We start from the raw sequence: 23,678 nt of genomic DNA on the forward strand, positions 1-23,678 counted from the left end.
GTTGATTATTATTTCTACAAAATAGCCCCATATGCATATTCTTTAATCTAAAAACCCTATTTTTAGATATCTTTTTACTATTTCCATTTTTTAATTTAAAAAACAGGGGCTATTTCGTTTCAGCTTAATAAAGTGCAATTTAGTCTTTTATTCCTATAACTACTCTTGCTTAAAATATTCTTCCAACTCACTCGAATAAATACTTTTCTTATTTTCACAATCCCTATGGACCTACCAATAAATGCGACTCACTCATAAAAAGATCTAGGTACATTTAGCTCGACTTATTAAAAACATAATTCTGGAATGAAGAATGAACTTAATCAATAACCAGTTTCCAATCTATTTTTATTTTGATTGATAAATTTAGTTTGTACTTAAATTTTAGACATAAAAAAACCGCCTAATGCGGTATCCATATAATTAATCATTTTTATAGATGGTCGGAGCAGTAGGATTCGAACCTACGACCCCCTGGTCCCAAACCAGGTGCACTACCAGGCTGTGCTATGCTCCGATATTCAACTCAAAAGAGTTGGGGTGAATGATGGGATTCGAACCCACGACAACCGGAATCACAATCCGGGGCTCTACCAACTGAGCTACATCCACCATTGCCTTGGTTCTTAAATATCAAGCCACCAAAAATGGCGCGCCTGACAGGATTCGAACCTGTGACCATCCGCTTAGAAGGCGGATGCTCTATCCAACTGAGCTACAAGCGCTTTACTGATGATTTTCACCATCCGCCTTGAAGAATTGGTCGGAGCAGTAGGATTCGAACCTACGACCCCCTGGTCCCAAACCAGGTGCACTACCAGGCTGTGCTATGCTCCGATTCATCTCAGCTTTCGTATCAAGCTTATCGCTTGGTACGGTGTGCATTCTAGGCGTGACGCCATAAGACGTCAACACCTATATTTAAAAAAAATCAAAAAAACACTTCAAGCGTTTATTTATCAAGCATTTTAGACATTTTTTATACAAAATTCTAGCGTTTCAAGCTGGCACTAAAATCCAGCATACGATCCAGAGGCAGTTTGGCTCGCTGAGCTAATGCGGGTTCAACATGAATCTCCTGATCACGATGTTGTAGAACATGCAAGATTCCATCTAGCTCGTTCATGGCCATCCAAGGACAGTGTGCACATGAACGGCAGGTTGCTCCTTCTCCAGCGGTTGGAGCTTCAATCAGAATCTTATCTGGCACAGCCTGCTGCATTTTATAGAAAATACCGCGATCTGTTGCCACGATCAAACGCTGATTTGGCAAGGTTTGAGCTGCCTTGATTAACTGAGAAGTACTTCCGACTGCATCAGCAATTTCTACCACAGACATCGGTGATTCTGGATGGACCAGCACTGCCGCATCTGGATACAAGGCTTTCATATTAGCAATTCCGCGCGAACGGAATTCTTCGTGGACGATACACGCGCCATCCCACAGTAACATGTCAGCGCCAGTTTTATTCTGGATATAGCGCCCCAAATGCTGATCCGGTGCCCAGATAATTTTCTCGCCCAAACTATCGAGGTGTTCAATAATCTCCACTGCACAACTTGAAGTCACGACCCAGTCAGCGCGGGCTTTAACTGCAGCCGAAGTATTGGCGTAAACGACTACAGTATGATCAGGATGCGCATCACAGAATTTGGTAAATTCCTCTACCGGGCAGCCCAAATCCAGTGAACAGGTCGCTTCAAGAGTTGGCATCAGGACAGTTTTTTCTGGTGAAAGTATTTTTGAAGTTTCACCCATGAACTTAACCCCAGCTACCACTAAGGTCGACGCAGGATGGTCACGTCCAAAACGCGCCATTTCCAATGAATCGGACACACAGCCACCAGTCAATTCTGCCAGTTCCTGTACTTCAGGATCACAATAATAGTGTGCAACTAGCACTGCATTCTGCTTTTCTAGTTCGGCTTGAATCTGTGTAAATTTTTCCTGTTTGGCCTGTGCACTGATCTGATGCTCTTTGGGTTCTCCTAAACGATCTAAATGCGCCTGCACAATCGATTTGGCTTCATTGGCTATTAATTTGGTCGCATCATTCATAATAACTCTTACTCTACCCTCATAGTTCATTATTCAATGAACCTTTCACTCTACATCCCGGTCATCTCTGGCGAAATGCTTTTTTGACCAGTCATTAAAAATCATAAGATATAAAAAAAGCCCCACAACGGAGGCTTTAGAAACAATCTGAATTATGAACGATAATCAGCATTGATTTTCACATAATCATAGGACAGGTCACAGGTATAGACCGTATCTTTTGCTTCACCACGTCCAAGATCAACACGAATCGTCATTTCAGCTTGTGCCATCACACGTGCACCTGCTTCTTCAGTATAGTCTGCTGCTGCACCACCATCCTTGCAGATTTGTACATCATCTAACCAAACCTGAATTTTTGCAACGTCTAAATTCGCCACACCTGCATAACCGATTGCAGCCAAAATACGTCCCCAGTTTGGATCAGAAGCAAAGATTGCAGTTTTCACCAATGGAGAATGCGCGATACTATAGGCCACGTCACAGCACTCCTGAGTATTGGCACCGCCTTCTACGGCCACAGTAATGAATTTGGTTGCGCCTTCACCATCACGCACAATCAGTTGTGCAAGACGCTTCATGGTACGCATCAATACTTCAAGTACAGCAGCATAACGCGGATCTTCAACTGATGAAATTTCTGTTCCACCGGCCTGACCTGTGGCAATAAAAATACAAGAGTCATTGGTAGAGGTATCACCATCAATGGTAATGCGGTTGAATGACTGATTCACTGTCTCAGATAAAAGCTGTTGAACCAGTTCACGGCTGATTGGTACATCAGTCGCCATATAACCCAACATAGTCGCCATATTTGGGCGAATCATGCCGGCACCTTTGGAAATCCCGGTCATGGTATAAGTAATACCATCCAGCTCGAACTGTTCAGATGCACCTTTCGGCATAGTATCTGTGGTCATAATACCCGTTGCAGCATCGATCCAGGCATCATCACGCAATGAGTCTAATGCAGGCTGCAAGCCACTGAGCAGACGCTCCATTGGTAATTGTTCACCAATTACCCCTGTTGAAAATGGCAATACTTCTTCAGCTTTCACGCCTGCAAGTTCAGCCAGTTTGGCACAAGTGGCTTCAGCATTCGCCATACCTGTAGCACCTGTACCCGCATTGGCATTTCCGGTATTTATCACTAAATAACGTGGATTACCTACCGCCAGATGTGCTTTAGAAACATGTACAGGGGCAGCACAAAAAGCATTCTGGGTAAATACGCCTGCAACATTGGAGCCTTCAGCCAGTTCAAATATCACCAGGTCACGTCGGTTCTGATAGCGCACATACGCTTCTGCCGAACCAATTCTCACCCCTTTTACCACATGCATCTGTGGCATAGATACGTCACCAACTGCCATTTTTAAATGTCCAATATTGAAGTTTCAGAAAAATACAGCTTAGTTGATCTTCATTAAAAAATCGAGCCAAAGCCAGATGAACACTCACTTTTCTTATGGTTTTTCACAATAAAAAACCAGTCATAGTGACTGGTTTTATTAAACTAGATCAAACTTAGTTTTTAGCCAACTGGGTTGATTCATTCAATAAAGCCTGTTTCGCCTGTTGCTGACTTGCCACAGAAAGTGCAGGGTTAGAAGCAACAATACGGTCAGCATTGGCTGCATTGGCTGCTGCAATCGCTGCAGTCTGCAAAACGATTGGACGGTTTGAATTATTAAAGGTATAGCGAATGCCAGTACGCGGACTTGCAATGGTCACCTGACCATCTGCACCCGTCTGAACCTGAGCCGTAGTTGGACCAATAGCCTGCTGAACTTTAGCAGGTGTCGTTGTTGCTGTTTCTGCAAAACTTAAAGCCGGGATTGCCAAAGCAGCAACCATCATCGTTTTTAATACTTTTGTCATTGTTTCTTCCACTTTGCGGTGTTCAATCTGCCATTAAATACCATTTAATCCCGCACAGTGCAAACTGTATTCACCAGCTGAAAAGTCCATATACATAAAAAGATCAGGACTAAATAGCCCTGATCTTTTTATAGTTTAGAAACTTAGCAGAAATTAGATCTTGCCATGACACTGTTTGTATTTTAGACCTGAACCACATGGACAAGGTGCATTACGGCTTGCCGGTGCTTCAAAGACTGGTGCAACAGGATTAGTCTGCGCACTTTGTTCAGTGGTGATTTCATCTTCTTCAGCCAGTAATCCATCAAATTCCTGATGAGATAACTGCAAACGCATCGCTTCAGCCTGTGCCTGCTGCTGTGCTTCCATTTCAGCCAGTTCTTCAGGTGTTGGCACATGGATGCGTGACAGATCAGTAATGACGTCAGATTTAATCACCCCCAGCATGTTTACAAACAGGTTGTAGGCTTCTTTTTTGTATTCCTGCTCTGGGTTTTTCTGTGCATAACCGCGTAAATGAATTCCTTGACGCAGGTAATCCATCGCAGCCAGATGCTCTTTCCAGTGACGGTCCAGAGAGTTCAACATGAAATGACGTTCGAGTGATGCTGCAGATTCAGCGCCCATTTGTTCACGACGTGAACGGTAACGATTTACCACTTCTTCAGTAATTCGTTCAACCAGTGCTTCTTCGTCTAAACGACGATCTTGCTCTAACCATTGTGCGACTGGCAGATCAATCGATAAGTCTTCACGTAGTGCAAGTTCCAGACCTTCAATATCCCACTGATCGTGAATCGATTCAGGCGGAATATAGTTGGCGATCATGCCCTGCATCACTTCACGGATCATCTCTTCGATATAATCTTGCAATGAGCTTTCAGCCAGAATCTCATCACGCTGACTATAGATGATTTTACGCTGTTCGTTATTCACGTCATCGTATTTCAACAGGTTCTTACGAATGTCGAAGTTACGTGCTTCTACTTTGCGTTGTGCATTTTCGATTGAGCGTGACACCATTTTGTGTTCAATCGCTTCATCTTCTTTTAAGCCCATCGCACGCATCATGGCAACCACACGGTCACCCGCAAAGATACGCATCAAGTCATCTTCAAGAGACAGGTAGAAACGCGATACACCCGGGTCACCCTGACGGCCCGCACGACCACGCAACTGGTTATCGATACGGCGAGATTCATGACGCTCAGAACCGATAATATGCAAACCACCAGAAGCGAGAACTGCTTCATGATTCGCCTCCCATTCTGCTTTCAGACGTGCTTCATCTTCAGGGGTTGGGTTTTCAATTTTGGCCAGTAGCGCTTTCCAGTTACCACCCAGCAAAATATCGGTACCACGACCTGCCATGTTGGTCGCAATGGTTACTGCACGCGGTGCACCTGCTTGGGCAATAATATCCGCTTCACGTTCATGCTGTTTGGCATTCAGGACTTCATGTTCAATACCAGCTTCTTTAAGCTTGTCAGAAAGAATTTCCGACGCTTCAATAGTGGCCGTACCAATCAGGATTGGCGCAACACCAGCTTCGTGAACACGTTGAATTTCCTGAATAATCGCGTTGTACTTACCTTCACGATTCAGGTAGATCAAATCGTTCTGGTCATTACGGATCATTGGACGGTGAGTTGGAATAATTACCACATCCAGACCGTAAATTTCTTTCATTTCCGCAGCTTCAGTATCTGCTGTACCGGTCATACCGGATAATTTTTTATACAGACGGAAATAGTTCTGGAATGTGGTGGTTGCAAGGGTTTGGTTTTCCGGCTGGATTTCCAGACCTTCTTTTGCTTCAACCGCTTGGTGCAGACCTTCAGACCAGCGACGGCCCGGCATGGTACGACCGGTATTTTCATCAACAATGATCACTTCACCTTCATGGATGATGTAATGCACGTTACGTTGATACAGATAGTGCGCACGAATCGCAGCAGTCACATGATGCAGCAAATTCAGATTAGAGGCTGAATACAGGCTTTCCCCTTCAGCCAATAAGCCCATTGCAATCAATTCACTTTCAATGGTTTCAAAACCGGTTTCTGTAATTTCTACGGAACGCTGTTTTTCATCAATCCAGAAATGACCGCCATCCGGTACTTTTTCTTCTTTCTGTGCTTTTAATTTCGGTGGAATATTATTGATTGCCGCATAAAGCTGGGAAGAGTCTTCACTTTGACCAGAAATAATCAGCGGTGTACGCGCTTCATCGATCAGGATCGAATCAACCTCATCGATAATGGCATAGGTCAGACCACGCTGTTTTTTCTCAGCCAGCGAGAACACCATGTTGTCACGAAGATAATCGAAACCGAATTCGTTATTGGTACCGTAAGTGATATCTGCTTTATAGGCTTCAGACTTTTCTATCGGATTCTGCATGGAATAGATAATCCCAATGCTTAAACCCAAGAATTCGAACAATGGACGGTTTAACTCGGCATCACGTTGTGCCAAATAGTCGTTCACCGTGATGACATGGACACCCTGCCCGCTCAATGCATTGAGGTAACAGGCCAATGTCCCCATCAAGGTTTTACCTTCACCGGTACGCATCTCAGCAATCTTGCCTTCATGCAGGGTAATACCACCAATCAACTGTACGTCATAGTGACGCATTCCCATGACACGTTTTGCAGCTTCACGACAGACTGCGAATGCTTCAGGAAGTAACTTATCTAGGCTTTCACCCTTATTATATCGTTGTTTGAATTCTTCAGTTTTTGCAGATAAGTCTGCATCGCTTAGGGCTGATATCGTCGGCTCGAGCGCATTAATCTTGTCTACGATTTTACGCATGCGTTTGAGTTCGCGCTCATTTTTGGTACCGAAGATTCCTCCGATCAGACTTGCCAACATGAATAGACTCTCTAAATCTTGCTTGTCAAATAAATATGTTCTTAGTCGTTATTATGGTGCTAGAAATTTGAACTACAAGGGTTTTGCCAGAAAACCAATGAAAAAAACTCATCCTTCGTCCTAGCCCTGAGACCTAAGGCAAAGTAATGTAGCAAATTTTACCCATGCAATATAGTTAATTAGACAACTGATTTGTCTGATTCTGAATCGACAGCCTATTTCTTTATTCGGTTTATTCATAAGAAATTCTAAAAACACTATTTTTAATCATAAAAAAATTGGTTCATATTTATTCTTATCGACACATTACAAGATCAATTGAGGCAAGAAAATGAGTTTACGTTTAGGCGATACCGCACCGAATTTTGAACAGCAATCTAGCGAGAGCTTAATTAACTTTTATGACTTTCTAGGCGATAGCTGGGGCATTCTGTTCTCCCATCCAGCGGACTACACGCCAGTATGCACCACTGAACTTGGATTTACCGCAAAGCTGAAAGATGAGTTTACAAAACGCGGCGTGAAAGCAATTGCCCTTTCTGTAGATGATGTTGAATCGCATCATGGCTGGATCAAAGACATTAATGAAACTCAAGATACCACCGTTAACTTCCCGATCATTGCAGATCAGGACCGTAAAGTCTCTACGCTGTATGATTTCATTCACCCAAATGCCAGCGAAACTTTAACTGTACGCTCTCTGGTAATCATTGATCCAAATAAGAAAGTGCGTCTGATTATTACCTACCCTGCATCAACAGGCCGCAACTTCCATGAAGTACTACGTGTAGTCGACTCTCTACAATTAACTGACAACCATAAAGTCGCAACCCCGGCTAACTGGCAACATGGCGATGATGTGGTGATTGTACCTTCACTGAAAGATGAGGAAGAAATCAAACAACGTTTTCCGAAAGGTTATAAAGCTGTAACTCCATACCTACGTCTGACACCACAGCCTGAGCAAAATTAAAAGGACTCCTTTTTAATTTTGCGCAAGGCAAACGAAGTGCGCAGTATTTGAAACGCTGCCTTAATTTGTCGCAAGACAAGCGCAGCGCGTAATTCAAGATAAAGCGGAGCACTGCTCCGCCCTGAGGAATATATTTCGCAAGAAGACCCATGGCTATGCCGTGAGTACAAGAGGATAAGCTAAATGCTGTTCTATCCTTTTTGAATATTAAAAACCGCAATCAACTCCCCACAATGAAAATGATAGTCGTCATGCATCAATCATCATTTTCATGTTTAGTTTGATACCTACCGACGAGCCGGGTTTTCGAACTTTTCCCATCAAGCCTGTCTTCGGACAGGTTTTTTTTTGAAAAAGCCGATATGCTATTGAAGAAAATGATTAAAAAGGTGAGTTAGGTTGCAATGAAAAATAATTATGTACTTCTTCTGGTTTCTACGCTTGTTTTATCTGGCTGTACTCCAGCGCTGCCTGAACAGGAACGCCCAATGCACTGGGGACGGGAACTGCATGAAGAACATAATTTTTATCAGATCAGCGATGAACTCTACCGAAGTGAACAGCCAAGCCATGAACTGACGCCCTTATTAAAACAATATGCCATTAATGTGGTGATCAACCTGCGTTCACGCGATAAAGATACAGATATTTTGTCAAATGAATACCTCAAGCTTAAGCATATTCCCATTCATACCTGGGCTATGAATCGCGAGGATTTACTGAACGTAATGCAGTTGATTCAACAGGCACAGCAAAATAATGAAAAAATACTTTTACACTGTTATCACGGTTCAGACCGTACCGGTGCCAGTGTCGCCATGTACCGGATTATTTTCCAGAACTGGAGTATTGAAGACGCAGTACGGGAAATGAAGCATGGCGGTTATGGCTTTCATTCCATTTGGCGCAATATTGAAAAATTATTTACCCCTGAAAATGTAAAATGGATTCGCGAGCAACTCGCGAATCCATCTACAGAAACTTCGGTTAAGTAAGAGAGTTAACGCTTATCTAGCGGCACCCAATCATTCACCCAAGCTGATTTCATATTCAGGCTGGCATCAGACGCGATTTTCTTACGCAGTGCGTCTGCTGTTTCTCGGTCTTTAGATGGACCGACCATGATACGCATACCTTTAGATGTCTGGCTCTTAGTGACCTTGTAGCCTTTGGCTCGCAGTTTGGCGGCAATGGCATCAGCATTGGCTTCATTGGCAGCCAATGCCACCTGCACCATCCACTGCTTATCGCTTTCACCTTCAAGAAGTTTACGGGCTTTTTCAGCTTCAGCCTTTTTCTTGGCCTCTTCTGCTTTATGTTTCTCTTCAGCTTTGCGCTTCTCTTCTGCCTTACGTTTTTCCTCAGCAGCTTTATGCTCAGCTTCTTTTTTCTTCTCAGCCGCTTTGTGCTCTTCCTCGGCCTTACGTTTTGCTTCAGCTGCCTTATGCGCTTCTTCAGCTTTACGTTTCTCTTCTAGCTTACGTTTTTCCTCTGCAGCCTTCTGCTCTGCCTGTTTCTTGGCAGTATCAGCTGAAGTTTGGGCTTTTTGCTGCTCAAGCTTCTGCTGTTCTAACTTTTTTTGTGCAGCAGCCTTGTCTTCAGCCAGACGTTTTTGCTTCGTCTGTTCATCTTCAGCCAGTTCAGGCGGAATATTGTCTGAACTTTGCTGTCCCATACGATGAGCATTCAAAGCGGCATATTCTTCAGCCGCACGACGTGCTGCATCTGCCTCAGCCTGCTGTTGCATGGCTAAAAATTCAGCTGCACGAGCTTCCTGTTCAGCCACTGCTTTTTCGCGGTCACGACGCTGCTGTTCCAGCAGACGTTTTTCTGTTTCCACATCGACTGTTAAAGAACCTAATGAATTGTTGACTGTATCTTTTGATTCTACTTCTGCAGCCAGTGCCGGGTTTTGCTGACGATCCTGATGAATTTCATTTTGGCCTTTCAGGAGTAATGCTGCCAATAAAACACCACCACCTAGTAAAACAACGCCACCCATCCAGCGTTGTTTGTTATTCATTGACATTCTTCCAAATACTCCCATACCGCTTCTAAGGTATGAAATGATCCACATACCAAAATCAGCTGATTATTCTCTGTTTCATCCAGCGCTGATTTAAAAGCTAATTTTACATTGTCAAATTGTTCTATCAATTCACCTTGCAATGCATCAGTCAAGAGTGTGACCTCTGCCGCACGTGGCACAGATAATGGTGCAATTTTCCACAAATGAACAGTGTCTTTCAACAACTTGACGACAGAATTTATATCTTTATCTGCCAACATGGAAAATACACAAATGACTTCTTTATATTTCTTTTTGTAATTTAAATAATTGCGCAATTGTTTTAATAGGAACTCTACCCCATGCGGGTTATGCCCGGCATCAAAAATTACAGTCTTATTCTGAATTTCTCGAACTTCAAAACGTCCCGGCAATTTAGCTGCCTGAATTCCTTCCGCAATCGCTGTCTGGTTGACTTCCAGACTACTCAGCAAGATCGCTGCAACCGCTGTCGAAATATTATCCAGCGCCAGTGAACCTGTCGGTAATTTTAAAGTCGTACCTGATGATGCAAATGCCCAGGTTTTGCCATCTTCAAAGGCTTCATAGAAATAATCACGGTTGATAGCATACAACGGCGCATTGCATTCAGCAGTTTTATCCAGAATGGCTTGTGGAATATCTTGCTGACCGCCAAAAATCACGGGAATACTCGGACGGATAATGCCAGCTTTTTCAAAGGCAATTTTTTCGATGGTATCACCGAGCCAGTCGGTATGATCCAGTCCGATATTGGTGATGACCGCAACATCCGGATTAACCACATTGACCACATCCAGACGACCGCCTAGTCCGACTTCCAGCACCCACACATCACACAGTTCATTTTTAAAAATCACAAATGCAGCAAGTGTGGTTGCTTCAAAGAATGACAGGCTTAAATCGCATTCGCGACGTGCCCGATCGACTTCAACAAAAGCATCAATCAGCAACTGGTCTTCGACTTCAACCCCGCGTAATTTCACCCGTTCATTGAAGCGATATAGGTGAGGAGACTGATACAGTCCGACCTTAAAACCCTGAGCATTAAGAATGGCAGCCAGAGTCGTGGTCGTTGAACCTTTACCATTGGTTCCGGCAACCGTCAGGACTTTAGCCTCCGGATTGATCACCCCCAGCTTTTCAGCCACAGGAATGACACGTTCCAGACCTAAATCAATTCCCGTAACGTGAACATGGCTCCAATAATCGAGCCATGTATCAAGTGAATCAGTTGCTAATGGTGCTGTATTCAAGGCAGGTTCATCAATTTCGTGATAATACGATAAACTGTATCACGTAATGCATGACGGTGAACAATCTGATCGATTACACCATGATCAAGCAAATATTCAGCGCGCTGGAACGGTTCGTCCAGTTTTTCACGCACGGTCTGCTCGATCACACGTTTACCCGCAAAACCAATCATCGCTTTCGGTTCAGCCAGATGCACATCACCCAGCATGGCTAAAGATGCAGTTACACCGCCGTAGACTGGATGGGTCAATACCACCACATAAGGCAGACCTGCTTCTTTCAAACGCTGAATCGCTGCTGAAGTACGTGCCATTTGCATCAAAGACAGCATGCCTTCCTGCATACGCGCGCCACCAGAAGCTGCAAAACAGATCAAAGGCTGATGTGTTTCAATCGCACGCTCTGCTGCCTGCACAAAACGGTCACCCACTACGGTACCCATAGAGCCGCCCATGAAGTCGAATTCAAATGCGGTTGCAATCATTGGTACACCTTTCAGCAGACCTTGCATCACGATCAATGCTTCAGTTTCACCTGTTTTCTTTTGTGCTTCCGACATACGCTCTGGATAAGCTTTGCTGTCGACAAATTTCAGTGGATCTTTGGCAGTAAATTCCTGACCCATTTCAGTCTGTACCTGATCAAAGAACCAGTTCAGACGGTCACGTGCTTTCATTTTCAGATGTTCATCGCATTGTGGACAAACATAAGCATTAAATGACATTGCAGTACGTGTCACCAAAGCATGACATTCAGGGCACTCAATTGTTGGCTCTGTGAATGTCGCTTTTAGGGTGGTTTGCTCATCAGGTACATGAATGCCCGGAACAATACGCTCCGTCCATGGGGTCGATGGGCTCAGAATTTTGCCTGATTTCACTTGTTGACTCATACTATAACTCATCGAGCGCTGCTCGAAGCTCCTTGACTTTATTCACCGTCGCAATAACGGCTTGTTCTGGCGCGAGGGTTGCAAACTGTTTTACAAACGCACTTCCCACAATAACTGCATCGGCAGCAACACCCATCGCTTTCGCAGATGCAGCATCACTAATACCAAAACCAACGCCTACAGGAACATCTGTCTCTGCCTTAATTTTCTGAATACGTGCAGCGGCTTCAGATACATCCAATGTCGCAGCACCCGTTACGCCTTTCAGCGACACGTAGTAAATAAAGCCACTGGCCTGTTTTACTACATGCTGAATACGCTCATCAGTTGAGGTCGGAGCCAACAGGAAAATCTGATCCATTTCATATTTTTCCAGCACTTGACCCAGATCTTGAGCTTCTTCAGGAGGAAGATCGACCAGAAGCACGCCGTCGACACCGCATTCATAGGCATAAGCCACAAACTTTTCATAACCAATGACTTCAACCGGATTGAGATAACCCATGAGTACCACTGGTGTTTCGCGGTCTTTCAAGCGAAATTCTTTCACCATGTGCAGTGCATCTAGGGTATTGGTGCCACCGGCCAGCGCGCGTTCAGCGGCCAGAGCAATCACCAGACCATCTGCCATTGGATCTGAAAAAGGAAGACCCAATTCAATCACGTCGACGCCAGCGTCCACCATCTGGTGCAGCAAAGGTACGGTTACCTCTGGATGCGGGTCACCAGCCATAACATAAGAAACTAAAGCTTTACGCTGTTGAGATTTAAGTTGTCCAAATCGTGTGGCTAAACGTGACATAGGGCTGAGCTTTCCTTAAGGTGTTTCAAACTTGAGACATTGACTATGTAGAAATACAAGACATCGCATTGTAACGCTATTTTTTGTACATTGAACAGTGTGCAACATCGACCTCTGGCATTTCATTTCCTGTGCGAGGATTTCAGAACAACCCGAAGGGATCTATTTACGATTATTTTGATTTTTTTCTCAATGATCAAAGATGCCTAATTTTGGCATTCCCTAAAATGTTGAATATTTAGATAAACTTATTTTTATCATGGAAAAATTAATAAAAATGCAGATGTTAGCGCATTCATTTAAAGTTTTCTGAAATTGCAAAACCTGTTTTATACTAGCCCCATTCTCTTATTTTTTTATCTCCTATGCAGACTGACTCTGAAGGTACAGTGCAGGCACGCGCCATTGCACTGTTGCCGCTTATTGTATTTTTAACCATCTTTTTAGGTAGCGGGATCTATCATTCTCTGATCGGAACTGAATTTGCGTTTTATCAGATTAAAGCGCCTGTTGCTGCCCTGCCCGCGATTATCTTGGCTGCATTAGTGTATCGTAGCAAACTCAACCAGGGTATTGAAGAATTTCTTAAAGGTGCCAGCCATCCCAACCTGATTCTGATGTTCATGGTGTTTATGCTGGCCGGTGCTTTTGCCAGTGTAAGCAGTGCGATTGGCAGTGTTGATGCCACTGTACAAATGGGCCTGTCTGTTATTCCTCCAAGTTTTGTCTTACCGATGCTTTTTGTGATTTCGGCATTTATTGCGACGGCGATGGGTACCTCTATGGGCACCATTGCCGCCTGTGCACCCATTGCCTTTGGCTTTGCACAAGTGACCGAGATTCCGGTGGTTTATGCAATTGGCGCCGTGGTCGGTGGAGCAATGTTCGGTGATAACCTGTCCATGATTTCGGATACTACCATCGCTGCAACCAGCAGCCAGAAAGTTCAGTTACGTGACAAATTCAGAGTCAATGTCTGGATTGCTGTACCGGCTTCCATCGTCACGATTTTGATCTATATCTTCAATGCTGGCAGTTCCAGCCCCGTAGAATATAAGGACTTTAACTGGACTCTAGTCCTACCTTATATTGCGGTCTTTTTACTGGCTTTTAGCCGTCTGCATGTTCTGGCGGTTTTAACCATCGGTGTCGTGTTATCGGGTTTATTCGGGCTATTTGCTACGCCAGATTTCAATATCCTCAAGCTGAACACTTCCATTTATGATGGCTTTGTCGGCATGTTTGAAGTGGCATTGTTATCCATGTTTTTAGGTGGCCTGTCTGCGATCATGCAACGTGAAGGTGGTTTACGCTGGCTGATCGAACGCATCTACGCGCTGACTCGCTTATTTAAAGTAGGCCGTCAACGTGCCGGTGAAATCGGGATCAGTTTCTTGGTGGTATTTTCCAACCTGTTTGTGGCAAATAACACTGTCGCGATTATTCTGGCTGGTGATATGGCCCGTGAAGTGGCGAAAGAATACGGGGTTAATCCAAAACGTGCTGCAGCCCTGATGGATATTTTCTCCTGTGTGGTACAAGGTCTGATTCCTTATGGCGCACAATTATTACTTGCCTGTTCAATTGCCAAACTTTCTCCAGTCGAGCTAATCGGGGGCGTGTATTATTGCTGGATTCTGGCAATATTTGCAGTGATCGCAATTGCTTTCCGGTACCCTAAATTAAAAACAGCTTAAATTAAGTCATGAGCTAAAACGGCCAATGACGGCCGTTTTTTTATGCCTGATCCTGTTTTAATTGTTTTCTATATTGCAATAAAGTCCTGCCTGTTGCCGCCTTATAGGCTCGGGCCAAAGCCGACTGGTCAGAATAATCCAGTTGTTGGGCGATTTCGGTCAGGCTTAGGGGCTGATGTAATAAGCTTTCACAGCGCCTGATCCTTTCCTGTTCCAACAGTTTTTTAAAAGAACTACCTTGCTCACTTAACTGACGTTGCAAAGTACGGGTCGATACGAACAGTTGCTCGGCCAGCTGTTCAATTTTAATGGCCTGCTGTCTGCTTCTTAGATGCTCTGCGACCACTTTTTGGGCCTGACTCAAAATACTTTCCACGGGTGGTTTAGCTGCAATCGCTTCTTCAGCCTGACGAATCAATAACTGTAATAGTATTGGATCGGCCTGTTCCGATTTCAGGTTCAGTCCCTGTATATCCAGTTCAAAGCCATAATCCTGCTGTGAAAACTGCACTTCCGCAGCATAGAATTTTTGATAGTGAATTCGGGCAATTTCTGGCGCATGGGCAAAGCGCACCCGACGCAAGAGCAAAGGATGATCCTGCAAAATAAAACGTCCCAATTGCACCATGGCTGCGATGGTCAGCTCATTCAGCAGGTTATAACGCTCATCCTGATAGATCCAATACAATTCAATACTCTGCGCATGCTGTCTTAGTTGCAATGGGACAAATTCACTCCCATCAATGACCAGTCGCTGAAAACGCATGATATAGCCGATGATCTCAGGAATACTGCTGCTTTTAGATACCATATAGCCCAGCACACCAAAATGTTCTGGCCGAATACATTGCACAATTTCAAAAATTAACTGTGGACACGCTAGCTGTTTTTGGGTTCTTAACAGGATGCTATTGAGAAAATCCAGCGGAACTTGCGCATCAAAAGGCTGATCAATCAGTCCAATAAGCTGAGGTCGTAGATCTGCAAGAAACTCGGCGGTTAAAGGCTCTATATTTAAGCTACGCAAATAGGTGGCCCATAGTTGGATATAACCATTGGAGATTTTGATGTCCTGCATGAGCGCGTCCCTGTCTCTGCTGCGAATATATATTTTATTTTTCTTTGGCGTAAAATGTATAAAAATTGGCCATATCTGTCAAAACAATTTGTGCAATTCTGAACATACTGTCAGCATCTCCAGAAAAAGAATGAAAGCAGATGAACGCACCTTTAAAATCTTCCATACAGCCTGTGGTACGCAGCAATCTTGATTTTAAGCTGAGTGAAATTCCGCGTTACTGGTTTGGTGGCGATCCATTCCTGACCCGTATGTTTGATGCACTGAGTCTGACCTTTCCTGATGGTGAACGTTATTTCATTCAGAGCGTGCGACTATTCCGCGACCAGATTAAAGATCCAGATCTGCAAAAACGGGTAGCTGATTTTATCCGTCAGGAAGCACAACATGGTATTGCCCATGACAAGATGAATAACCTGATGCGGGAACAAGGCATGCCGGTCGATCAGTTTATTCAGCGTCTGAATTACATGATGAACTATGATCTGAAGAACCGTTCGCCTGAGTACAATATTGCAGTCACTGCAGCCGCGGAACATTTGACCGCGTTGATGGCTGAAACTTTTTATGGACAAAAAGATACTTTAAGAAATGCCCATCCTTTTGTCCGTGCTATGTTTGCCTGGCATGCGATTGAGGAAATGGAACATCGTGATGTGGCTTTTGATGTCATGAAAGATGTGGCAAAAACGCCAGAATGGCTGCGTCAATATACCCTGCTCATCACGACTTTTCTGATGTTTGGTTTTACCATTTACCGTGCCAATGTCATGCTCAAACATGATGGCTTTAGCCCGCTGCAACGCTTGCAAATGAATATCCGTGGTTTACCTTGGTTCTTTGGTAAAAAAGGCACTTTGACTCGTATGGGTAAACAGTATCGTGACTGGTTTAAAAAGGATTTTCATCCATCCCAGCATCCAGTGATTGCTCAATATGATGTTTGGGTAAAAACGCTGGCAGAAACCGGTAACCCGATTCAGGCAGGAGAAGCCTTCTGGCAAGCTGTAGAAGATTAAACCTAGAAATCAAAAAGCCTTCAAAATCGAAGGCTTTTTTAGATTTAGAAGTTGGAAAAATGAATTACCATTTGGCATAGTGCTGTTCTAAAAGTCCATATTCATTGACCAGTACAATATCTTGGCCATCCTGCCGGATAGTCCCTGATACTTTTGCCTGCCACTGGCTAAACTGGCTGCCGACCAGACGCAGATTCAGATTTTCATAACGGCGCCAGCCTGTGTGTACATTCAGATTCAAGCAGCCATCTAATGACTGGATGTTCCAGCGTTCGTCAGATTCCTGCTGAAACAACACATCCGCCACAGGATAAATTTTGCCATTTACCCACAAACAGTTTTCATTACCAAAGCTTTCATTAACACCGGAAGCGAGATTGATCCCGATACGGTTATGATTGGCATCCCAGAAATTACAAGATAGCCAGAACCAGGCAGTTTCAGGACGCAAAAAGCCACAGGTATCATCCAGAGAGGCGAAGGTGCGCTCATTAAACTGGATGGTTTCACCCTGCTTATTTACGAAATAACCTTCACAACCCAAAGTGGTCAATTTCTGGGTATAGGTCCAGCCATTGATTCCGGTTGGACTGCACATACTCAGCGGATCTGTACCTGCACAGAAAATTCGGGCACTAAGCTTGATTTCACCATATTTGGTCACATGGATATAACGCACCCCATTGGCATGCTGGATATCAATCTGAAAGGGAGATTTGTGAAAATAACTATGATTAAATAATGGCTGTTCGTCTAGCACCGTATTGCGCGAGAAGAAATTGATCGCATTCCATTCCTGCACTTCGTTGGTACTATGGTTATAGATGTAGAAAAAACTGTGCCCAGCCCAAGCGATATCCGCAATTGCAAGGCCAATCGTATAATGTTCGTGTTGAATACTACAGAATTTAAATTTTTTATATTTTAGTTGCTTACGCCATCCCTTGAGTACATCACCATAGGGATTTTTGTACTGGTACGCATTGTAATCAATACTTTTTGGAATTTCTTTGAAACGTCCGTAACGTGGTTGTCCATTTTCCTGAATTAAATCCATTAAGACATTCCATCTCAATCAAAAACTATTTTTGCTTGAAGCTATTATGCCGATTATTGAGATTTGATAAAGAATTTTTTAAAACCGTTCGTCAGCTCTTCCGGCCAATTCTGCTTAAAATAACCATTTTAATTTTTTGAATGAGAAACTGATTTTTTGCTGTTTTATCCAAAACTTGAATAATTTTTATCCTATTTTGAACCAGATTGCTTCTTCCTCTTACTCTCTAAAAATTTTCTTATCTATAAAAAATAAAAAAATCGTGCTGAATGGCTTCAACACGATTTTTCTTAATCCACCCTGCCCTCCTTTTAGAAAGAAGGGTTTTCTCCCTCTTTGAAAAAGAGGGGCTGGGGGAGATTTTACATCTCAACCATTTCCACGCCATCAATACGGGCAACGGTCATCAAGTCTTTATCACCACGGCCTGAAACAGTCGCAATAATGATTTGATCCTTGTCCATGGTTGGTGCAAGTTTAGTGACATAAGCCATCGCATGTGAACTTTCAAGCGCAGGAATAATCCCTTCGATCTTGGTTAGATCACGGAAACCTTGTAACGCTTCTTGGTCATTGATCGGCACGTAGTTCACGCGTTCCATATCTTTCAGGAAGCTGTGTTCCGGACCTACACCCGGATAATCCAGACCAGCAGAAATTGAATGCGTTTCAATGATCTGACCTTCTTTATCAGACATCAGATACGTACGGTTACCATGCAGTACACCGACGTGACCCGCATTCAGTGGTGCAGAGTGCTTGCCAGTTTCGATTCCTAAACCTGCAGCTTCAACACCATACATTTTCACATCCTGGTCGTTCAGGAATGGATAGAACAAGCCCATCGCATTTGACCCCCCCCCCACACAAGCAACCAATGCATCTGGAAGGCGACCTGCCTGTTCCTGAATCTGACGGCGTGCTTCACGGCCAATAATGGACTGGAAGTCACGAACCAATTGTGGATATGGGTGCGGACCTGCCACCGTACCAATCACATAATAAGTTGAGTCAACGTTGGTAACCCAGTCACGCATCGCTTCGTTCATGGCATCTTTTAATGTTTTAGAGCCACTTTCTACAGGGACAACTGTTGCACCTAGCAAACGCATACGGTAAACGTTCATCGCCTGACGTTTCACGTCTTCAGCACCCATGAACACCACACATTCAAGACCTAAACGCGCTGCGATGGTTGCAGTTGCTACACCATGCTGACCGGCACCTGTTTCCGCAATAATGCGTTTTTTGCCTGAAAGTTTAGCCAGTAAAGCCTGACCAATCGTATTGTTTACTTTATGCGAGCCGGTATGGTTCAGATCTTCACGCTTTAAGTAAATTTGCGCACCACCCAACTCTTTCGACCATCGCTCAGCATGATATAAAGGACTAGGACGACCTACGTAGTAGGCTAGATCACGGTCGAATTCTGCCAGAAACTGTTTATCATCTTTCATGCGGAAATAAAGCTTTTCCAGATCTTGTAAAGCCGCCATCAGAGTTTCTGACACAAAACGCCCGCCATGGATACCGAAATGTCCACGCTCATCCGGGAATTGGGTATAGTCAATCACGGGCTTGTTGTGATTAGTACTTTGCTGATCCACGATGGACTCCTTGCATAAAGCGTTCTATGAGTTGTTGGTCTTTTATACCTTTTGCGGATTCGACACCACCACTAACATCAACAGCATAAGCCTGTGTGGTGTGAATTGCCTCCTCGATATTGTCCGGGTTTAAACCCCCAGCCAGGATCAAGGGAATATCTAATTGAGGAAAGGTGCTCCAGTCAAAGCTGTATCCGGTGCCACCTTTTAAATCAGGATGCCAAGCGTCTAACAGTACTGCGCTGGCTCCTGCTGCCTGATAACGTTGAATTTCAGCGACTACGTCCAGATCAGGTTTGACCTGAATCGCTTTGTACCAGCGACGTCCAACTTGCTGGGTAATGGCCTGACATTGTTCAGGGCTTTCATCACCATGAAACTGTAGAATATCCAGCGGAACAGTTTTTAAAATATCCTGGATTTCATATGCCGTACTATTAACAAATAAGCCAACCACTTGAATATAAGCTGGCACTGCTTTGACCAGCGCTTCAGCCTGTGCCTGAGTCACGCTACGTGGACTCGGTGGATAGAACACGAATCCAATGGCATCACAGCCGGCATCAGCAACAGCCTGGACGTCTTCAACTCGGGTAATCCCACAGATTTTGGCACGGGTTCGCATATAATGTTGGCTCTGATTTACCAAGATATCAAGTAATCTATAAGATTGGGGTGAATCATTGTAATGCAAATCATCGATCTTGCGTAAAGTTCATACGGATTATTCTTGTTCTTGATTGTTTAAATCCTAAGCAAACTTTATACTTGCCACAATTTGCAACGAGTCAAGGCCTTAAGGCTTTAGGGAAGTTGGTGCAAATCCAACACTGCCCCCGCAACGGTAAAAAATGAAAAGCTTGTCTTTATAAATCTTCAGGATTTACACCACTGCATCAATATGTGGGAAGGTGGATAAATAAGTATGAGTTTCAATACTACATTTAAGTCCGGATACCTGCTTGTTGTGTTCTTTAACTCAATCATTCACGGGGAGTGAATGTATGGAGCACATCTTATGTCTATTCCATTTCAGCCTGCTGCCTTAGCAGGTTCTATCGCGTTTGCTTTGGGTTTTTCCTCATCAGTTCATGCTGCCGAGCAAAAAGTTGCACAAGCAGCTTTAGATACCATTGTGGTGACCGCTACCCGATCTGAAGAAAAAATTGAAAATGTGCCAGCGCGAATTTCAGTGATTGAACCTGCGACTCTTGAGCAATCCCCTATTGCCTCATTACCAAATTTATTGAAAAAAGAGGCTGCTTTAAACGTTGCTCAGCTAGGCGGTTATGGACAACAATCCTCTATTTTTATGCGAGGTACAAGTTCTTCACATACACTCGTTCTGCGTGATGGCATGCGATTGAATACCGCTTTAAGCAGTTCAGCCTCCTTACCTTTTATTGATACGACTGACATCAAGCAAATTGAAATTCTGAAGGGTCCAGCATCAGTTTTATATGGTACAGATGCCATTGGCGGCGTCATTCATATGATTTCTAAAACACCTGAGCAATCAGGTGCGTTTATTACAGGTGAAATTGGCGAGAATAAAACTTACAAATCACTCGTAGGTGCCGATTTAGCGGAAGATGGTTTTTATGCCCAAATCCGTGGTCAACGCCTGGAAACTGACGGAAAATCTGTTCTAGATGATGAAGATGAAAATTATCCCTTTGATCAAAAAGGTTTCAGCACAAAATTTGGCGTCAACAAAGACCAATATGGTTTATCTCTTGATTACAGCCAAAATAAAGGCACAAGTGATTACAATGCAGGTAGCCTGACTTCACAAGATTTTGAAAATGAAATGGTTAACCTGAGAGGACGAATTAACCTAGGTTCACAATTAGAACTCAATGCCCGCTTATCGCAGTTTGACGATCAATTAGATCAAAATGCTGCGAATTATCTAGGTCAGGTCGATTATTCATATAGTACCACTCAAGAAGCAGAATTGTATGCCAAACTCAATTTAAATGATCAGCATCATATTTTACTAGGGACAACGCATAGCAACCTTGATGGTGATGTTCTTTCTTATGGAGTTGCCTATAAAGGCGATGTTTCCTCTCAAGGATATTACACACAGCATCAATATCAATCAGATAAACTCAATACTCAACTCGGCATCCGTGTTGAAGATAACGAGAAATATGGCTCTCATACTGCAGGGCAAGCTGCTGCACGTTATGCGATATCACCTCAACTCAGCGTCTATACGAATATTGGTTCAGCTTTTCGTTCACCAAACTTAAATGAGCTGTACAGTGGTGAATCTGCAAATCCAAATTTAAAAGCCGAAGAAAGTCTGTCTTATGAAATTGGCTTCGACCAGGCCCTCACTCAAAACTCATCTATTTCACTTTCCGTGTATCAAAACGAAGTGGATAACATGATCCAAAAAGTTGATGGCAAGTTAAATAACATCAGCGAAGCAACGCTTCGTGGTGGCGAGCTGGCATGGAACTGGAAACAAGACGATTGGTTCATTGATACTGCTTTTGCGTATGTACAAGCTAAAGATAGCAAAACGGATATTGAGTTGGCTAAACGACCACGTCAAACCCTCACTCTGACCACAGGCTTGGAAAATGAAATTTATGGGATGAGTGCTTCTCTTATTGCCCGTTCCAAGTCAAAAAGTTGGAGTGATTCAGACCATAATCCAGGCTATGCGACCGTCGATTTAAATGCTTACTGGAATATCAATCCACATGTCAAAGTATTTACCAACATAGAAAATGTCGGTGATGTTCGTCATAAGATCGAATACAACTGGAATAATTATTATGTTGATGAAGGCCGACTCGCTTCTGCCGGTGTGACTTTTAAATACTAAGCTCTAAACAGCAAAAAAACTTTAAAACAGCGCAGTTTATGGATAATGTTATGACCGACATTATCCTTTTTTATTATCTTCATTAAAAATCCAAGGAACACATATGGGCCACCGTTTAAGTAAAATCTACACGCGTACAGGCGATTCGGGTACTACAGGGCTTGGTGATGGCTCACGCGTTGCCAAAGATGACTTGCGTATTAACGCGCTGGGTGATGTCGATGAACTGAATGCCGTGATTGGCGTATTACGTGCACAAATTTCAGCAAGTAACATTGAAGATCAAGCCGCTTGGGATAAATCTTTAAGCCTGATCCAGCACTGGCTATTTGATCTGGGTGGTGAAGTGTGTATTCCAGGTTTTAATCTGGTGCAACCGGTATCAATTGAGTTTTTAGAAAATGATATCGACCGCATGAATGAAGCGTTGCCGATGTTAAAAGACTTTATTCTGCCTGCCGGAACGCTGGCGTGCAGCTTTGCCCATCAGGCGCGTGCAGTCTGCCGTCGCGCAGAACGCAGCGTGATGTCAGTTCACTCACGCGACCAGAATATTCAGGCGACTTCCCTGCAGCTATTAAATCGCCTATCTGACTGGCTGTTTGTGGCTTCACGTACCTTACAACGTACTGAAGGCGGTTCTGAGGTGTTATGGCAAAAAAATATCAACGAGACCATTGATCAATAAATCCACTAAAATGTATTAAATTGCACGGAAAATTCTGCGCCAACGGTATTTGCAACAAAGTGTTTCAGGCGCAGAATATTGCAATACTCCTGTCACAACTCTTTATCATTATGTTTTCATCTTCACTTTTTCAGGTTATCGCAGCATGCGCATAATCGGACATCGCGGTGCGCGTGGGGAAGCGCCTGAAAATACACTAGGCGGTTTTCAATATATTCAGGATATCGGGATTCGCGCAGTCGAATTTGATGTACGCCAGCTTAAAGATAATGCCCTGATCATCATGCATGATGATAACTTTGTACGAACTACCGGTTTGCAAAAGCCCCTCTACGAATGTAACCGTCAGGATCTCAGTCAATATAATCACGCAGTGAAATGGTCAGAATGGAACAAGGTCGAAGCGACTCCCATGCTGGATCAGACCCTAACCGTGATTCATAACTTTGATCATATTGAAGTTGAAGTCAAAAGTGTAGCGAGCCAGGCAGATGCTGAAAAAATTACGCTTGAGCTTGAACAGCAGTTACAGGGTTATAAGCATTCAGTCGTGATTACCAGCTTTGATCCTAAAATTCATCAGGCTTTGCAACAGCAAAATTCCAGTTTAAAACGCGGCCTTCTAATTGAAACAGATGTGAAATATCAAGCGATTGATCAAGCTTTAGAACTTGGCTGTTGTCAAATTGGCTGGATGAATGAACTGGCCAGCAAAGATATTATTCAAGCCACACAAGCTGCCGAACTCACCATCAGCGTCTGGACCGTAAATGATGTTAATCGTGCCAGAGAATTACGCGACTGGGGTATTCAGGGTCTCATTACCGATTATCCGAAGTTAATGATGCAACATCTTTAAATAACCCAAAATGCAAGATTCTATACACAGATCATTTTTC

19 protein-coding genes, 4 tRNA genes and 1 riboswitch are annotated in these 23,678 nt (G+C 43.6%); of the genes, 7 read left to right on the forward strand and 16 right to left on the reverse strand.

Going from position 1 to position 23,678, the window contains the following annotated elements; translation table 11 throughout:
• Window positions 1–440: 440 nt before the first annotated feature.
• The 8 genes from B3J29_RS06370 to secA all read right to left on the reverse strand — a co-directional run bounded on the left by B3J29_RS06370 (window position 441) and on the right by secA (window position 6,820).
• Window positions 441–517 (reverse strand) — tRNA-Pro (locus B3J29_RS06370).
• A gap of 19 nt (window positions 518–536) precedes the next feature.
• Window positions 537–612, reverse strand: a tRNA-His gene (locus B3J29_RS06375).
• 36 nt (window positions 613–648) lie between these two features.
• Window positions 649–725 (reverse strand) — tRNA-Arg (locus B3J29_RS06380).
• Between the two features lie 35 nt (window positions 726–760).
• A tRNA-Pro gene (locus B3J29_RS06385) sits at window positions 761–837 on the reverse strand.
• A 154-nt stretch (window positions 838–991) separates the two neighbouring features.
• Entirely contained in the window at window positions 992–2,059 is a 1,068-nt protein-coding gene (gene nadA / locus B3J29_RS06390) for a quinolinate synthase NadA (RefSeq protein ID WP_004782199.1), read from the reverse strand.
• A gap of 152 nt (window positions 2,060–2,211) precedes the next feature.
• A complete protein-coding gene (argJ, locus tag B3J29_RS06395) occupies window positions 2,212–3,432 on the reverse strand; it encodes a bifunctional glutamate N-acetyltransferase/amino-acid acetyltransferase ArgJ (RefSeq protein ID WP_034169947.1) in 1,221 nt (406 codons plus the stop codon).
• A gap of 154 nt (window positions 3,433–3,586) precedes the next feature.
• Window positions 3,587–3,940, reverse strand: a complete 354-nt coding sequence (locus tag B3J29_RS06400; protein WP_004782196.1) for a hypothetical protein — start codon at window positions 3,938–3,940, stop codon at window positions 3,587–3,589.
• 153 nt (window positions 3,941–4,093) lie between these two features.
• Entirely contained in the window at window positions 4,094–6,820 is a 2,727-nt protein-coding gene (secA, locus tag B3J29_RS06405) for a preprotein translocase subunit SecA (protein WP_286739624.1), read from the reverse strand.
• A gap of 331 nt (window positions 6,821–7,151) precedes the next feature.
• Between secA and B3J29_RS06410 the strand changes: the two genes are divergently transcribed.
• Together B3J29_RS06410 and B3J29_RS06415 are read left to right on the forward strand one after the other, a co-directional pair.
• Entirely contained in the window at window positions 7,152–7,793 is a 642-nt protein-coding gene (locus tag B3J29_RS06410; protein WP_286964639.1) for a peroxiredoxin, read from the forward strand.
• A gap of 404 nt (window positions 7,794–8,197) precedes the next feature.
• Window positions 8,198–8,788, forward strand: a complete 591-nt coding sequence (locus tag B3J29_RS06415; protein ID WP_286964640.1) for a dual specificity protein phosphatase family protein — start codon at window positions 8,198–8,200, stop codon at window positions 8,786–8,788.
• Window positions 8,789–8,793: 5 nt separating this feature from the next.
• Here the strand turns inward: B3J29_RS06415 and B3J29_RS06420 are convergent, their stop codons facing one another.
• Genes B3J29_RS06420 through trpA form a run of 4 tightly spaced genes read right to left on the reverse strand, consistent with a single transcriptional unit; the run spans window position 8,794 to window position 12,791 of the window.
• On the reverse strand, window positions 8,794–9,822 hold the full coding sequence (locus tag B3J29_RS06420; protein WP_375726203.1) for an SPOR domain-containing protein: 1,029 nt from the start codon (window positions 9,820–9,822) through the stop codon (window positions 8,794–8,796).
• Complete coding sequence (folC, locus tag B3J29_RS06425; protein WP_286964641.1) at window positions 9,813–11,096, reverse strand: bifunctional tetrahydrofolate synthase/dihydrofolate synthase; 1,284 nt, start codon at window positions 11,094–11,096, stop codon at window positions 9,813–9,815. Before folC ends, B3J29_RS06420 begins: the two co-directional genes overlap by 10 nt.
• Complete coding sequence (gene accD / locus B3J29_RS06430) at window positions 11,093–11,989, reverse strand: acetyl-CoA carboxylase, carboxyltransferase subunit beta (RefSeq protein WP_034169942.1); 897 nt, start codon at window positions 11,987–11,989, stop codon at window positions 11,093–11,095. The genes folC and accD overlap by 4 nt, the downstream gene beginning before the upstream one ends.
• Window position 11,990: 1 nt before the next feature.
• Window positions 11,991–12,791: a tryptophan synthase subunit alpha gene (gene trpA, locus B3J29_RS06435; RefSeq protein ID WP_286964642.1), complete on the reverse strand. Its 801-nt coding sequence runs from the start codon at window positions 12,789–12,791 to the stop codon at window positions 11,991–11,993.
• Between the two features lie 365 nt (window positions 12,792–13,156).
• Between trpA and B3J29_RS06440 the strand changes: the two genes are divergently transcribed.
• On the forward strand, window positions 13,157–14,488 hold the full coding sequence (locus tag B3J29_RS06440; protein WP_286964643.1) for a Na+/H+ antiporter NhaC family protein: 1,332 nt from the start codon (window positions 13,157–13,159) through the stop codon (window positions 14,486–14,488).
• Between the two features lie 40 nt (window positions 14,489–14,528).
• Here the strand turns inward: B3J29_RS06440 and B3J29_RS06445 are convergent, their stop codons facing one another.
• The gene (locus tag B3J29_RS06445; RefSeq protein WP_286964644.1) at window positions 14,529–15,566 is read right to left on the reverse strand and encodes a helix-turn-helix domain-containing protein; all 1,038 of its coding nucleotides are present in this window, start codon (window positions 15,564–15,566) and stop codon (window positions 14,529–14,531) included.
• Window positions 15,567–15,706: 140 nt separating this feature from the next.
• Between B3J29_RS06445 and B3J29_RS06450 the strand changes: the two genes are divergently transcribed.
• Window positions 15,707–16,585 carry a metal-dependent hydrolase gene (locus B3J29_RS06450; RefSeq protein WP_286964645.1) on the forward strand — a complete coding sequence of 293 codons (879 nt, stop codon included), beginning with the start codon at window positions 15,707–15,709 and terminating at the stop codon, window positions 16,583–16,585.
• Window positions 16,586–16,649: 64 nt separating this feature from the next.
• Here B3J29_RS06450 and B3J29_RS06455 read toward each other — a convergent pair whose 3' ends face one another.
• The 3 genes from B3J29_RS06455 to B3J29_RS06465 all read right to left on the reverse strand — a co-directional run bounded on the left by B3J29_RS06455 (window position 16,650) and on the right by B3J29_RS06465 (window position 19,874).
• Entirely contained in the window at window positions 16,650–17,642 is a 993-nt protein-coding gene (locus B3J29_RS06455; protein WP_005232041.1) for a DUF2804 domain-containing protein, read from the reverse strand.
• A gap of 362 nt (window positions 17,643–18,004) precedes the next feature.
• On the reverse strand, window positions 18,005–19,249 hold the full coding sequence (gene trpB, locus B3J29_RS06460; RefSeq protein WP_175966713.1) for a tryptophan synthase subunit beta: 1,245 nt from the start codon (window positions 19,247–19,249) through the stop codon (window positions 18,005–18,007).
• Window positions 19,230–19,874 carry a phosphoribosylanthranilate isomerase gene (locus B3J29_RS06465; protein ID WP_286964646.1) on the reverse strand — a complete coding sequence of 215 codons (645 nt, stop codon included), beginning with the start codon at window positions 19,872–19,874 and terminating at the stop codon, window positions 19,230–19,232. Before B3J29_RS06465 ends, trpB begins: the two co-directional genes overlap by 20 nt.
• A gap of 143 nt (window positions 19,875–20,017) precedes the next feature.
• Window positions 20,018–20,229: riboswitch (cobalamin riboswitch) on the forward strand.
• A gap of 38 nt (window positions 20,230–20,267) precedes the next feature.
• On the opposite strand from B3J29_RS06465, the gene B3J29_RS06470 reads away from it, so the two are divergent.
• The 3 genes from B3J29_RS06470 to B3J29_RS06480 all read left to right on the forward strand — a co-directional run bounded on the left by B3J29_RS06470 (window position 20,268) and on the right by B3J29_RS06480 (window position 23,638).
• The gene (locus B3J29_RS06470) at window positions 20,268–22,091 is read left to right on the forward strand and encodes a TonB-dependent receptor plug domain-containing protein (protein ID WP_286964647.1); all 1,824 of its coding nucleotides are present in this window, start codon (window positions 20,268–20,270) and stop codon (window positions 22,089–22,091) included.
• A gap of 103 nt (window positions 22,092–22,194) precedes the next feature.
• A complete protein-coding gene (locus B3J29_RS06475; protein WP_286964648.1) occupies window positions 22,195–22,779 on the forward strand; it encodes a cob(I)yrinic acid a,c-diamide adenosyltransferase in 585 nt (194 codons plus the stop codon).
• A 145-nt stretch (window positions 22,780–22,924) separates the two neighbouring features.
• Complete coding sequence (locus B3J29_RS06480; protein WP_286964650.1) at window positions 22,925–23,638, forward strand: glycerophosphodiester phosphodiesterase; 714 nt, start codon at window positions 22,925–22,927, stop codon at window positions 23,636–23,638.
• The last annotated feature ends 40 nt before the right edge of the window (window positions 23,639–23,678 follow it).

It is taken from the genome of Acinetobacter sp. UBA5984 (genome assembly GCF_002429925.1).
GTDB classification, from domain to species: Bacteria; Pseudomonadota; Gammaproteobacteria; order Pseudomonadales; family Moraxellaceae; genus Acinetobacter; species Acinetobacter variabilis.